16 protein-coding genes and 1 pseudogene are annotated in these 14,521 nt (G+C 24.1%); 3 read left to right on the plus strand and 14 right to left on the minus strand.

Going from position 1 to position 14,521, the window contains the following annotated elements; genetic code table 4:
• Positions 1–14: 14 nt before the first annotated feature.
• The 10 genes from AAHJ00_RS03275 to AAHJ00_RS03320 form a co-directional block, all read right to left on the minus strand.
• Positions 15–1,514 carry an AAA family ATPase gene (locus tag AAHJ00_RS03275; protein ID WP_342224505.1) on the minus strand — a complete coding sequence of 500 codons (1,500 nt, stop codon included), beginning with the start codon at positions 1,512–1,514 and terminating at the stop codon, positions 15–17.
• A gap of 17 nt (positions 1,515–1,531) precedes the next feature.
• Positions 1,532–2,191 (minus strand): hypothetical protein, encoded by a 660-nt coding sequence (locus tag AAHJ00_RS03280; RefSeq protein ID WP_342224506.1) that lies wholly within the window; start codon positions 2,189–2,191, stop codon positions 1,532–1,534.
• Positions 2,191–2,700, minus strand: a complete 510-nt coding sequence (locus tag AAHJ00_RS03285; RefSeq protein ID WP_342224507.1) for a hypothetical protein — start codon at positions 2,698–2,700, stop codon at positions 2,191–2,193. Before AAHJ00_RS03285 ends, AAHJ00_RS03280 begins: the two co-directional genes overlap by 1 nt.
• Positions 2,701–2,719: 19 nt before the next feature.
• Positions 2,720–3,670, minus strand: a complete 951-nt coding sequence (locus tag AAHJ00_RS03290) for an IS30 family transposase (protein ID WP_342223478.1) — start codon at positions 3,668–3,670, stop codon at positions 2,720–2,722.
• A gap of 223 nt (positions 3,671–3,893) precedes the next feature.
• The gene (locus AAHJ00_RS03295; RefSeq protein ID WP_342224608.1) at positions 3,894–4,316 is read right to left on the minus strand and encodes a transposase family protein; all 423 of its coding nucleotides are present in this window, start codon (positions 4,314–4,316) and stop codon (positions 3,894–3,896) included.
• A 136-nt stretch (positions 4,317–4,452) separates the two neighbouring features.
• Positions 4,453–5,982 carry a hypothetical protein gene (locus AAHJ00_RS03300; protein ID WP_342224508.1) on the minus strand — a complete coding sequence of 510 codons (1,530 nt, stop codon included), beginning with the start codon at positions 5,980–5,982 and terminating at the stop codon, positions 4,453–4,455.
• Between the two features lie 205 nt (positions 5,983–6,187).
• Entirely contained in the window at positions 6,188–6,346 is a 159-nt protein-coding gene (locus tag AAHJ00_RS03305; protein WP_342224509.1) for a Rid family hydrolase, read from the minus strand.
• A gap of 98 nt (positions 6,347–6,444) precedes the next feature.
• Positions 6,445–6,588: a Rid family hydrolase gene (locus tag AAHJ00_RS03310; RefSeq protein ID WP_342224510.1), complete on the minus strand. Its 144-nt coding sequence runs from the start codon at positions 6,586–6,588 to the stop codon at positions 6,445–6,447.
• A gap of 68 nt (positions 6,589–6,656) precedes the next feature.
• Positions 6,657–7,595, minus strand: a complete 939-nt coding sequence (locus AAHJ00_RS03315; protein WP_342224511.1) for a formate/nitrite transporter family protein — start codon at positions 7,593–7,595, stop codon at positions 6,657–6,659.
• A 118-nt stretch (positions 7,596–7,713) separates the two neighbouring features.
• A complete protein-coding gene (locus tag AAHJ00_RS03320) occupies positions 7,714–8,664 on the minus strand; it encodes an IS30 family transposase (protein ID WP_342223478.1) in 951 nt (316 codons plus the stop codon).
• A 57-nt stretch (positions 8,665–8,721) separates the two neighbouring features.
• Between AAHJ00_RS03320 and AAHJ00_RS03325 the strand changes: the two genes are divergently transcribed.
• Positions 8,722–8,853, plus strand: coding sequence for a hypothetical protein (locus AAHJ00_RS03325; RefSeq protein WP_342224512.1), 132 nt, complete (start codon positions 8,722–8,724; stop codon positions 8,851–8,853).
• Positions 8,854–9,014: 161 nt separating this feature from the next.
• Positions 9,015–9,839 (plus strand): annotated as a pseudogene (locus AAHJ00_RS03330) (IS5 family transposase).
• Positions 9,840–9,888: 49 nt separating this feature from the next.
• Here the strand turns inward: AAHJ00_RS03330 and AAHJ00_RS03335 are convergent.
• Positions 9,889–10,839: an IS30 family transposase gene (locus AAHJ00_RS03335; RefSeq protein ID WP_342223766.1), complete on the minus strand. Its 951-nt coding sequence runs from the start codon at positions 10,837–10,839 to the stop codon at positions 9,889–9,891.
• Between the two features lie 253 nt (positions 10,840–11,092).
• Between AAHJ00_RS03335 and AAHJ00_RS03340 the strand changes: the two genes are divergently transcribed.
• The gene (locus AAHJ00_RS03340) at positions 11,093–12,106 is read left to right on the plus strand and encodes a hypothetical protein (protein WP_342224513.1); all 1,014 of its coding nucleotides are present in this window, start codon (positions 11,093–11,095) and stop codon (positions 12,104–12,106) included.
• A gap of 612 nt (positions 12,107–12,718) precedes the next feature.
• Here AAHJ00_RS03340 and AAHJ00_RS03345 read toward each other — a convergent pair.
• The 3 genes from AAHJ00_RS03345 to AAHJ00_RS03355 are packed head-to-tail and all read right to left on the minus strand — an operon-like array spanning position 12,719 to position 14,486.
• The gene (locus AAHJ00_RS03345) at positions 12,719–13,534 is read right to left on the minus strand and encodes an IS30 family transposase (RefSeq protein WP_342224514.1); all 816 of its coding nucleotides are present in this window, start codon (positions 13,532–13,534) and stop codon (positions 12,719–12,721) included.
• Complete coding sequence (locus AAHJ00_RS03350; protein ID WP_342224515.1) at positions 13,535–13,753, minus strand: hypothetical protein; 219 nt, start codon at positions 13,751–13,753, stop codon at positions 13,535–13,537. It abuts the gene before it with no gap.
• Positions 13,731–14,486: an IS30 family transposase gene (locus AAHJ00_RS03355; protein WP_342224516.1), complete on the minus strand. Its 756-nt coding sequence runs from the start codon at positions 14,484–14,486 to the stop codon at positions 13,731–13,733. Before AAHJ00_RS03355 ends, AAHJ00_RS03350 begins: the two co-directional genes overlap by 23 nt.
• Positions 14,487–14,521 lie beyond the last annotated feature (35 nt).

A 14,521-nucleotide genomic window follows, 5' to 3' on the forward strand; every position in this document is an offset into this window, starting at 1 on the left:
AACAACTCTTTTTCTTATGAATCAATTTGTAAAACATCAAATTTTTCTTCATCAATAGTTTCTAAATCATTAAAAGCAACATCTAAAATCATTTTATACTGTTCATCAAAAAATATTGCTGATAAAGAATATAAACGGTCTTTTTCATTTTTAAAATCTTTTGTTAAATTTTTAATTTCTTTTTCCGTTTTATCAACCTCTTTTGTTATTTTTGTAACTTGATTTAAAGTTGATTCTAAATCTTCAATTTCAATCGGATAAATATTTTTTTTGCTATCAATTAACTTATTATCATTATGATAAGATAAATTGACTTTAATATGACGATTTAATTGATTTAAAGTTTTACCAAAAAATAATTTAATAATTTCAAAATCATCAAAACTTTTTCTAATTTTTTGATAATCATCTAATGAAAGAAAACAAATCGGCAAATCTTTATTTGTTACTAATAAACGATGATAATTGCCAACTAATTGTCCTTTAAAAGGATTAGTATATACTGAAAACTTAATATTTTCTAATTGAACTTTATTTAATTGCTCATTTAATTTATCTAATTTATTTTCTAGTTGTTCTTGTTTTTCTTTTAACTCATATGTTAATGCATTAGTATAAACCTCATAAAATAAACTAGCATATTCTTTTTGTTGTTCTACTGTATCTCAAATACAATGAACAATAATAATTCAATCTGGTTTATCAGTTTCAAGACGAGCATTAAAAAAAGCCGATGCTTTCATCAAAAAAGCAATCTTATTTCAACGGCGATCAGAAATATATGCTTTACCTTCAGTTACTAAATATAATTTTTTTCGAAACCGAGAAATAAACTTTAATGATAAATCTGATAATCTTACTTTAGCAATTTCTTGTAATCAAGTATTATATTCTTTATTAGTAATTTGTAATTGTTCATCAACAATAACATCTAATTTAGTCGCTGATTGAATCATAGCATTAAAATTTTCTTCATTAACAATACCATGAACCACATAACGAATAATAAAGCGATCAAATAATGCTTCTAACCCTTGATTAACTTCTGGCAATTCATTTGATGCTGATATTAGTAATTTTAATGGTACCTTATAATCCTTCCCAGCATTACGAAATATTTTTTCATTAATAATCGTTAACAATGTATTTTGAATTGAAGGTCCAGCTTTTCAAATTTCATCTAAAAATACAATATCCGCACTTGGTAAATAATTTGTTGTTAATCGCCAATAAATACCATTTTGTAAATCAGTTATTGAAATTGGTCCAAAAATTTCTTCTGGCGTTGAAAAACGATTCATTAAATTTTCAAAAACATTTGCTTGACAAAATAAATATTTCATTCGCCGCGAAACTAACGATTTAGCTACACCAGGTTTTCCCAAAAGAAAAATTGATTCACCAGTTAACATTGCTAATGTTGCCAACTTAAAAATATTTTCTTTCTCAAAAATACCAACCGATGCTTGTTGCATTAACTTTAAAATTCGTTGTTTAAGTTCTGTATTTATCATTACTTTAATTCTCCTTTTTATTCAACACTTATTTGTTGTTTAATATCATCAGCTTTGACAATTAACACCGCAGCACCAATAATTCATATTACTACTAAAATAAAAACCATTGTTAAATAAATTGCTAAATTAGTCGCTACAAATTTAAAACTAGAAAAAATTACTAAGGCCATTACAATAAAAATCATCATTATTAAAAAATAAAAAACAGCAAAGATAATATATGCTACCCCTCAACCAAAAATAGTACCCGCGCGACGACAAACGGCCATAGGAATAAAATATAATAATGAATATAATGCCGACAAAGTTAAAAAAATTATTCCGATTGTTTTATCAAATGATACTTCTAAATCTGTAATAAATTGAAAATCTAATTGATCAGCTAATAATAAAATTGATTGTCCAAGAATATCGCGACCAAAAAAATACGAAATAACTACTAAACAAATTTGTGACAAAATAATTAAAATCCGAGCTACTCTTTCCAATTTCGAATCTCAATACATTTTTCGTTGTAACAAACTATTTTGGAGCGGATTAACATATTGAAATCGTTGTTCATCTAATTCATTTAATTTCTCAATTGTGGGAGAAGAATTATATTCTTGTTCTAGTTTATCAAAATCTGGAAATTGTTCACTGAAACTAAATAATTTTTTTTCTTTTGACATCATTATTTAAATTCTCCTTTACTAATTTTTAAATTCTCAACATTATCATCCTCAGATTCAAAAATAATAATTTCTTGTGATTGAAACTTTAATTTTACTTCTAATTGCTGACCATTAACAGTTAATAATATTGTTCCTAAAAAGGTTGGTCGTAGACTAGGACTATTATCACCTACTTTTCTTCCTTCATATTTAGGCAATTCCTTAATATTAAAATTAATATTTGTTTTCGATAAATTAATTTGTAAGTTTCTTAGTTTAATATACAATAAATTTTGTTTATTAAAGTTAAAACTATCTAACTGCTTTAAACTACTAATATATTGTATATTATAGTATACCTTAAATTCAAGTTGATTTTGAAAATCTTGATAAATATAATTAATATCATAATTACAAATTTCAAGAAAATGATTATTTATAAAATTATTTAAACTAAAAAAACTAGGGAAATTTTCAACATGTTTTTGAATTAATGTTTTCATATCAACATTATTTATCTCATAAGCCAAATTGTAAAGTTAAGTGCAACTAAATTATTTTTCTAACCAAATATTCGATTGGTGAAAGATAATTTAGTATTTTTCTTGGTCTTTGGTTTAAAGACAATATAAATTTATGAACTGCATTTTTAGTAGTATTTGAAAAATTAAATTTTTTAGGAAATTTTTCTCTAATTAAACCATTAGTATTTTCATTAGTACCTCTTTGTCAAGGCGAATACGCATTAGCAAAATAAATTTTCACATTTAAATTTTTTTCAAGTTGTTGTCAATTAGAAAATTCTTTACCCCTATCAAATGTTATAGTCTTAACAAGATTATTTGGAAGAATTGATAAATAATGGCTAATGTTTTCGTTAACAACTTTAGTAGTTCTATTTTCAACTAACATTGCTAAAGTAAATCTTGATGTTCTTTCAACTAAAGTTATTAAACATGATTTACTTTTACCTCGTGATGATACTACAGTATCACCTTCTCAATGACCAACAGTTATACGATTATTAACATTAATATTTCGTTCTTTAATTGATTTACCATTAAATTTACCGCGATTTTCTTGAGATTTTCGTTTCTTACCTTTTCTTCTTAAATTTTTATTAGTAACTTTTTCAAGTAATCCAGAATAAATTCAATTGTAAATTGTTTTAAAACTAATAATTCATTCTTTATGAAAATTTTTAATTCTGCCATAAATTTGTTCAGGCGATCAACCTAATAGTAATTTTTGTTGTACATATTTTACTAATTCTCTATTTTTAAACTTATGAAAATAAACATGTGATTGTTTTCTGTTTTCTGCTTTATTTTGTGCAATTAATGAAAAATAATGATTACTATCTTTATTTCTATTGACTTCTCGAATAATAGTACTAATACTTCGATTAAGATTTTTAGCTATTTCACTAATTTTTACTTTAAACTTCAATTGATTCTCAATATAAATTCTTTCATATATGCCAAGATGTTTGTAACCCATATAAAAACTCCTTGCTTTGTTTTTTCTAAAATAAACTTAGCATCATGAAATTTTTATATGAGATTTTTTGCAATTTTATTTACTTGCACTTACAAGTATAATTCAGCACAAATAATTTGTAATTATTTTAATAAGTAATGCAAGAAGTCTATTGTTTCCATTTAAATCATTTCTATTTAACATTTTTAACCATTCTTTCATTAGACTTAGTACATAACTATAACTAGCTTAATTCAAAATTATATATTCCTGAAATTAAGTTAAATCGTAATTCAAATCTTCTAATCTTATTGCGATAACGATAAACTAGTATTTTAAATCTTTTTAATCTAGCAAAAACATGTTCAATGGCAATTCTAACTTTACTTAAAAAGCTATTATATTCCTTTTTATCTGGATTTAAAGGATTATTTTTACTCTTTTTAATTGGCAATAATGTATTTTTATGAACATTTTGCAAACCTTGATATCCTGAATCAGCAATTAATTCTAATTTTGGATTTATAAGTGTATTTGATTTTAAAAATAACTTATAATCATGAATACTGCCATAACAAAAATCTACTGAAATAATTTTATTGTTAAATAAATCAATAATTATTTGCGATTTTAATGAATGTTGCCTTTTCTTACCAAAAAATAATAATTTTAGTTTTTTTTAATTCTTTCAATTGGAATTTCTGTAGCATCAATTGCTAATAAATTATTATTAGTACCCTTATGTACCAAGTCTATTATTTAATAACACAATATTTTTAACAAAAATACTAACAATAATTTCTCTAAGCAAAAAAACCAATTCCCGTTAAAATAATTTCTTCATCATTAAACCCAATAATATTTATAGTATATTTGTAGGCATTAAAATTAATCTGCTTAATTTCAGTAATATCTAATTTCTTTTTTAAATTTAATAAATTCGGATATTGATTTTCCGATAATATTGGCAAACTAACATCATCAATAATATTAAATTTTTTATTAGTTACAAGATAATTGTAAAGATAATTATAAATTTCTTTTTTTACCTTATTTTTTCAATTATCATTTAAAAATTCTCAATCTTGAATTTTCTTTAAAAAAAATTTTGGAAATGAAATAGCAAAAGCAATATATTCAGCAATAGTTTTGTTTCGCTTCTGTTTCAATCTATTCATTGAACTAATTAATATTTTTTGATTAGCCATTTTATTAGTAAAATAATTAGTTACAATAAAAGGCTGAATTGGCAATTGTTCATACTGTTCATATAAATTATCATCTTTAATATTAGTACTAATAAAATAAATATAAATTACTAAATCAGAATGATAAGTTTTATTTTCTTCAATAAGAGCCTGGGATGCATCATATAACTTTTCTCTAAAAGTATCTCAATCATTAATACCAGCACACTCATTAAGACATTGTGTAGTAATTATTGGTTTAATTTTAATATCACTACCAAATTCAATTGGATTTGCAAAAATAAAATCTCTTAATGAATCATTTACTTCACGATAAATTTCTTTTCCTAATACTTTATCAGTAAATAATACCCATTCACTAGTTAAATAACCAGTAGTAGCATTAGTTATGTTATTTTGAGAAATTTGTTCTCTAGAACCTTGAAATGAATAAAAGTTAAAATAATTTTTATAAAACATATTTGTATTAATAATTTTTAAATTAAAGGATAATGAAAAAATATTAGCATTAATAACTTCATAAATATCAGGACGATTAATCTCATATATTTCAATATCTTTAACTAACACTTTTTTTATTTCCACATCATCTTGAATAAAACTATTATCAATTTCTTTACCATTTTCAGTAGTGATATATTTATAGCGATAATCAAATTTTTTATAAGTTTTATTATTTGCTTGTAAAAATTTATTACTCTGAACATAATTTTTAAAATATTTTAATACTAAATTTTCTAATTCAATAAGTCGTAAGCTTTTAAAATTATCATAGTTTTCAACATTAATTTTAGCACCATCTAAAAGTAAACTATCATTAACAATACCAGGTTCTGAATCATCATTAGGAAATGGGTTAATCGTTAAACCATTACCATCATCAGGATTAAGAATTTTAGGCTTAATATCAGGAATCTTTTTACTTTCACTATCTTCTAAATTAATAATGGCATTACTAAAAACACTAACCATATCTAATGTTAATAAATATATACTAGGAATAATTATCGCAATAACTGTAAAAGTTAAAATTAATCCTAGTCACAATTTATTTTTAGTAAAAATAGTTACTTTTTTAGTAATTTTATTAATATTTTTTCAATGGTTAGAATTTCTTTTAATCAATATCATTTTCTCCTTCCAAAAATTATTAATAATTTTTTATTTTATTGAATATCTACTTTTTAATTTTATATTTTTTATCAATTTAATGCAAATAATGTCAAGATAAAATTAAAGGTTATGTACCAAGTCTATTGTCTTTAAACCAAAGACCAAGAAAAATACTAAATTATCTTTCACCAATCGAATATTTGGTTAGAAAAATAATTTAGTTGCACTTAACTTTACAATTTGGCATATAAACAATGGCATCAATTTCTATTAAAACATCTTTAGGCAATCTCCCAACTTCAACACAAACTCTAGCTGGTTTTCACACACTAAAATAAGTGGCATAAACATCGTTAATCGTTTTAAAATCATTCATATCTTTAATAAAGATACTACATTTAACAACATCACTTAGCGAATTACCACTAGCTTCAATAAATAAGCTTTTAAATTTTCTAATACTTGCGTTGTTTGTTACAAAATAGCCCCAGCAATAATATTAGAAGTTTCAGGAACAATTGGAATTTGTCCAGAAATAAATACAAAATTAGCTACTTGAATCGCTTGTGAATATGACCCCACCGCATTAGGGGCTTTATTAGTATTAATTACTTTCATTCAAAATAACTCCTTAAAGTAGTATCGTTAAATTGATTATATAATAAGTTTTATCAATAATTTAACAATTATAATTTAGTTCCTTTAAATTTTCCAGCAGCAATTTCTTTATTAATTCGTTTTTTAAATACTAATAAATAAACCATTGGTAACACCACACTACCACCAATAAAATTACCTAATAATGTTGGTAGCATATTCATTATTGAAAATGTTCCAAAATCTTGACCTACCATACCATTATTTAAAAATAAACCAGTCATTCAAATATAAGCATTAGCAACAATATGTTGAAATCCAGAAATTCCAAACGCTAAAATTACAAAGAAACATAATAATACCTTAGTTGCTGAATTTTTAACAGACATATTCATTCAGAACAATCCTGCAATTAAAATATTACAATAAATGCCACTAACAAAATTTTTTAAAAAAATTGTTCAATCAAGAGTACTCGGACTCGAACCGATTTTCTTATCATAAATATACTTAAAAACATTATAAAACTCAGAATCAACTTTCATATGTCCCATTAAATAAGTTGATATCGCAACAATTAATGTTCCTAAACAATTACCAACTAATACTAAAGACAAATTTGAAACCATTCGACGCAGTTTTGCTTCTCTTTTAACTATTGGTAATAAGGTCAATGAATTAGAAGTAAATAATGTCCCCCCAATAAAAATAACCATTAATATTGCTGGCGTAAAAGTTAGCCCCGTAATTAAAGCAATAACACCAGAAGGAATACCATTAGGTTTTAAATTTCCATTACTGTCTTTAATAATAAATCCTGATAAAACAACAATAACAATAACATAAGCAATTGCGACAAAAAAACCTGCCATAATACCAAATAGAAATGTTTTATATCACGGGTCTCGTAATTTTTGAAAAGCATATTCAAATACTTCAACAAATGTCTCTTCATGTGAAATATGATCTTTAATAAGGACAGCATTACTATCATCAAAACTATGTAATGGTTTTTCTTTTGAACTCATTTATTAATCTCCTTTGATGTTCATATTAAAAAATAAATAAATATTTTCAATTATTTATATTATGTAATAAATGATTAAAAATTACAAGAAAAACGCCAAATTGTAAAGTTAAGTGCAACTAAATTATTTTTCTAACCAAATATTCGATTGGTGAAAGATAATTTAGTATTTTTCTTGGTCTTTGGTTTAAAGACAATATAAATTTATGAACTGCATTTTTAGTAGTATTTGAAAAATTAAATTTTTTAGGAAATTTTTCTCTAATTAAACCATTAGTATTTTCATTAGTACCTCTTTGTCAAGGCGAATACGCATTAGCAAAATAAATTTTCACATTTAAATTTTTTTCAAGTTGTTGTCAATTAGAAAATTCTTTACCCCTATCAAATGTTATAGTCTTAACAAGATTATTTGGAAGAATTGATAAATAATGGCTAATGTTTTCGTTAACAACTTTAGTAGTTCTATTTTCAACTAACATTGCTAAAGTAAATCTTGATGTTCTTTCAACTAAAGTTATTAAACATGATTTACTTTTACCTCGTGATGATACTACAGTATCACCTTCTCAATGACCAACAGTTATACGATTATTAACATTAATATTTCGTTCTTTAATTGATTTACCATTAAATTTACCGCGATTTTCTTGAGATTTTCGTTTCTTACCTTTTCTTCTTAAATTTTTATTAGTAACTTTTTCAAGTAATCCAGAATAAATTCAATTGTAAATTGTTTTAAAACTAATAATTCATTCTTTATGAAAATTTTTAATTCTGCCATAAATTTGTTCAGGCGATCAACCTAATAGTAATTTTTGTTGTACATATTTTACTAATTCTCTATTTTTAAACTTATGAAAATAAACATGTGATTGTTTTCTGTTTTCTGCTTTATTTTGTGCAATTAATGAAAAATAATGATTACTATCTTTATTTCTATTGACTTCTCGAATAATAGTACTAATACTTCGATTAAGATTTTTAGCTATTTCACTAATTTTTACTTTAAACTTCAATTGATTCTCAATATAAATTCTTTCATATATGCCAAGATGTTTGTAACCCATATAAAAACTCCTTGCTTTGTTTTTTCTAAAATAAACTTAGCATCATGAAATTTTTATATGAGATTTTTTGCAATTTTATTTACTTGCACTTACAAGTATAATTCAGCAAAACAAAATAAAAAGGTCGCGTTTAGTTTTCTTAGGTATTGCTTTGAAGAAGTAAAACAATCAGCTAATTATATTATTTAATTACTAAACTAACCCTGCCTTTCTTGTTATTGTCCTTTTTATTCACTACCATTCTATCATATTATTGAATTTTTACACAATAGACTTCTTGCATTACTTATTTATTAAACAAAATTCCTATAAAATATATTTAAAATAGAAATTATAAGGAATTTAAGATTATGAAATTTGATAAATTTAATTTTATTAATGATAAAGAATTATTACGATTAACTGGAATAAAGCAAAGTACTTTTAATAAAATGTTAAATATTTTAAAAGAAGCTGAGTTAAAAAAGTTTAAAAGAGGTGGTAAAAATAATAAATTATCATTAGAAAATAGATTATTGATGACTTTATCATATTGACGAGAATATCGTACTTATTTTCATCTTGGTAAAAGTTTTGATATTAGTGAAGCTAGTTGTTATCGAAATATCAAGTGAATTGAAGATATTTTAATCAAACATCCTGATTTTCAACAACTTGCTGGTAAAAAAGCATTAATAAATGATTATTTTAATGATAAAACAATTATTATTGATGCTACAGAAACACCCATTCAACGCCCAAAAAAAGACAAAAACAATCTTATTCAGGAAAAAAGAAAAAACACACTATTAAAACACAAGTAATTATTGAAAAAGAAAGCAAAATAATTATTGCAACAAATTTTTCTCTCGGTAAAAAGCATGATTTTTGTTTATTTAAAGAATCAAAAATCCCAATTTTAAAAAATACTAAATTAATAGTTGATAATGGTTATCAAGGAATACAAAAAATTCATAGTAATGTTTCTAATACCTAAGAAAAAAACAAAGAAAAACCCTTTAAATAAAGAACAAAAACATAATAATAAATTAATTTCAAAAATGAGAATTATTATTGAAAATATTTTTGCTATTCTTAAAAAATTTAAAATTATTACTGAAAAATATCGTAATCGTAGAAAACGATTTAGTTTAAGATTTAATTTAATTGCTTCAATTTATAATTTGCAATTATAGATAACATAAAATATTTATTTAAAATGCCAAATTGTAAAGTTAAGTGCAACTAAATTATTTTTCTAACCAAATATTCGATTGGTGAAAGATAATTTAGTATTTTTCTTGGTCTTTGGTTTAAAGACAATATAAATTTATGAACTGCATTTTTAGTAGTATTTGAAAAATTAAATTTTTTAGGAAATTTTTCTCTAATTAAACCATTAGTATTTTCATTAGTACCTCTTTGTCAAGGCGAATACGCATTAGCAAAATAAATTTTCACATTTAAATTTTTTTCAAGTTGTTGTCAATTAGAAAATTCTTTACCCCTATCAAATGTTATAGTCTTAACAAGATTATTTGGAAGAATTGATAAATAATGGCTAATGTTTTCGTTAATAACTTTAGTAGTTCTATTTTCAACTAACATTGCTAAAGTAAATCTTGATGTTCTTTCAACTAAAGTTATTAAACATGATTTACTTTTACCTCGTGATGATACTACAGTATCACCTTCTCAATGACCAACAGTTATACGATTATTAACATTAATATTTCGTTCTTTAATTGATTTACCATTAAATTTACCGCGATTTTCTTGAGATTTTCGTTTCTTACCTTTTCTTCTTAAATTTTTATTAGTAACTTTTTCAAGTAATCCAGAATAAATTCAATTGTAAATTGTTTTAAAACTAATAATTCATTCTTTATGAAAATTTTTAATTCTGCCATAAATTTGTTCAGGCGATCAACCTAATAGTAATTTTTGTTGTACATATTTTACTAATTCTCTATTTTTAAACTTATGAAAATAAACATGTGATTGTTTTCTGTTTTCTGCTTTATTTTGTGCAATTAATGAAAAATAATGATTACTATCTTTATTTCTATTGACTTCTCGAATAATAGTACTAATACTTCGATTAAGATTTTTAGCTATTTCACTAATTTTTACTTTAAACTTCAATTGATTCTCAATATAAATTCTTTCATATATGCCAAGATGTTTGTAACCCATATAAAAACTCCTTGCTTTGTTTTTTCTAAAATAAACTTAGCATCATGAAATTTTTATATGAGATTTTTTGCAATTTTATTTACTTGCACTTACAAGTATAATTCAGCAAATTAAATTTAAATAATAAAATAATTTTTTGTTGTGTCAAAATTTACACATTTAATAAAATCCATAAGTATTAACCTAATAAAAGTTAGAAATTACTATATAGTATTTTTTATTTACAAATAATTTGTAATTATTTTAATAAGTAATGCAAGAAGTCTATTATCTTAATGGTTTAGGTAAATGAAAATATACTGTTCCTTTTCCGGTGACAACAATTTATCGATTTGAAAAAGGTGGTTTTGGCAGAAGTGCTGGTGATGTTTATTTTGGAACCACAAATGGTGTTTATTTAGCAAAAATGGGTAGTTGAAGGGCAGATACAAAAATTAATGGTATTGATGAAGAAATAGTATCTATTCAAACAGATCGTGGGCATGAGAATAGTGTGCATATTAAAACTATTAGTGGTAAAGTGTGTTTTTTGGATGCTAATGGAACAATTGGTTGATATAATAATATACCATATCCGGTGACAACAATTTATCGATTTGAAAAAGGTGGTTTTGGCAGAAGTGCTGGTGATGTTTATTTTGGAACAACCAACGGAATATATTTATCAACAGCACAAAACAATTGAATTAATCCGTCAAAAATTAATAATGGTATTAATAATGCTGTAGCCGAAATTAAAGATGTTAATGATAATTATAACTCTGTGTTTGTTAGAACTAATAATGGAGAAGCATATTATCTTAACGGTCGTGGTGAATTGTCAAAATATAATGTTCCTTTTCCGGTGACAACAATTTATCGATTTGAAAAAAGTGGAGCTGGTCGAAATGTTGGTGATGTTTATTTTGGAACCACTAATGGTGTTTATTTAGCAAAAATGGGTAGTTGAACGGCAGATACAAAAATTAATGGTATTAATAAGGAAATAGTATCTATTCAAAAAGATCGTGAAAATGGTAACAGTGTACTTATTAAAACCATTACTGGTAATGTGTGTTTTCTTGATGGAGACGGAAAAATTGGTTGATATAATATACCATATCCGGGGACATCAATTTATCGATTTGAAAAAGGTACAGGCAAATATGGCATAAATGATGGTGATGTATATATTGGAACAAGTAATGGATTATACTTATCAAAAGCAGGTAATAATTGAAATACACTATCAAAAATTGATTTGCAAAATAATCATGATGAATTATAAAAAAATATTATTAATTTTAGGAACAATTAGTTAATTAGAACAAATACAACAAGTTTAATTGCTTGTAAAAATAAGAAAAATATTCAAACCAGTAATTTTTGTTAATTACTGGTTTTTATTTTGACAAAATAGAAAGGAGAAAAAACGAAAAGTTGCTTAGTCGTTAAAAAGCGTTGTTATCGTAAAAAATCACTTTTCTTGAGCCCGTATAAAATTGAGGTAGTGCAATTCCACATTTAATGATAAAATTTGAGGGCAGAGTGAATTTAAGTTAATTGCTTCTTAGAGACACAGTTAATTGTACAGTCCCGTTTAAAAGAGTATTGTCATCATAGACAACCACCCTTTAGGGTGGTAATTTTAACAGTTTTTAAATTTAGTTAACTTATTTTTCTGTTTTAATGATAAATGTTTTTCTAGGATTTATTTCTATTCTATATCCGCTTGAGTGATCATAGTAATTTATTGTCATTTCTAATTGGATAAACTTTTGGATCTTGTGTGTTTTTCTATTGTTATTTTGGTTAATTATTTTTCCATATTTTCCTGTTAAATCTTCAATAGACTTCTTGCATTACTTATTAAAATGCCAAATTGTAAAGTTAAGTGCAACTAAATTATTTTTCTAACCAAATATTCGATTGGTGAAAGATAATTTAGTATTTTTCTTGGTCTTTGGTTTAAAGACAATATAAATTTATGAACTGCATTTTTAGTAGTATTTGAAAAATTAAATTTTTTAGGAAATTTTTCTCTAATTAAACCATTAGTATTTTCATTAGTACCTCTTTGTCAAGGCGAATACGCATTAGCAAAATAAATTTTCACATTTAAATTTTTTTCAAGTTGTTGTCAATTAGAAAATTCTTTACCCCTATCAAATGTTATAGTCTTAACAAGATTATTTGGAAGAATTGATAAATAATGGCTAATGTTTTCGTTAACAACTTTAGTAGTTCTATTTTCAACTAACATTGCTAAAGTAAATCTTGATGTTCTTTCAACTAAAGTTATTAAACATGATTTACTTTTACCTCGTGATGATACTACAGTATCACCTTCTCAATGACCAACAGTTATACGATTATTAACATTAATATTTCGTTCTTTAATTGATTTACCATTAAATTTACCGCGATTTTCTTGAGATTTTCGTTTCTTACCTTTTCTTCTTAAATTTTTATTAGTAACTTTTTCAAGTAATCCAGAATAAATTCAATTGTAAATTGTTTTAAAACTAATAATTCATTCTTTATGAAAATTTTTAATTCTGCCATAAATTTGTTCAGGCGATCAACCTAATAGTAATTTTTGTTGTACATATTTTACTAATTCTCTATTTTTAAACTTATGAAAATAAACATGTGATTGTTTTCTGTTTTCTGCTTTATTTTGTGCAATTAAGCCAAATTGTAAAGTTAAGTGCAACTAAATTATTTTTCTAACCAAATATTCGATTGGTGAAAGATAATTTAGTATTTTTCTTGGTCTTTGGTTTAAAGACAATATAAATTTATGAACTGCATTTTTAGTAGTATTTGAAAAATTAAATTTTTTAGGAAATTTTTCTCTAATTAAACCATTAGTATTTTCATTAGTACCTCTTTGTCAAGGCGAATACGCATTAGCAAAATAAATTTTTCACATTTAAATTTTTTTCAAGTTGTTGTCAATTAGAAAATTCTTTACCCCTATCAAATGTTATAGTCTTAACAAGATTATTTGGAAGAATTGATAAATAATGGCTAATGTTTTCGTTAACAACTTTAGTAGTTCTATTTTCAACTAACATTGCTAAAGTAAATCTTGATGTTCTTTCAACTAAAGTTATTAAACATGATTTACTTTTACCTCGTGATGATACTACAGTATCACCTTCTCAATGACCAACAGTTATACGATTATTAACATTAATATTTCGTTCTTTAATTGATTTACCATTAAATTTACCTCGATTTTCTTGAGATTTTCGTTTCTTACCTTTTCTTCTTAAATTTTTATTAGTAACTTTTTCAAGTAATCCAGAATAAATTCAATTGTAAATTGTTTTAAAACTAATAATTCATTCTTTATGAAAATTTTTAATTCTGCCATAAATTTGTTCAGGCGATCAACCTAATAGTAATTTTTGTTGTACATATTTTACTAATTCTCTATTTTTAAACTTATGAAAATAAACATGTGATTGTTTTCTGTTTTCTGCTTTATTTTGTGCAATTAATGAAAAATAATGATTACTATCTTTATTTCTATTGACTTCTCGAATAATAGTACTAATACTTCGATTAAGATTTTTAGCTATTTCACTAATTTTTACTTTAAACTTCAATTGATTCTCAATATAAATTCTTTCATATATGCCAAGATGTTTGTAACCCATATAAAAACTCCTTGCTTTGTTTTTTCTAAAATAAA

The organism is Spiroplasma endosymbiont of Asaphidion curtum (genome assembly GCF_964031085.1).
Taxonomy (GTDB): Bacteria; Bacillota_I; Bacilli_A; order Mycoplasmatales; family Nriv7; genus Nriv7.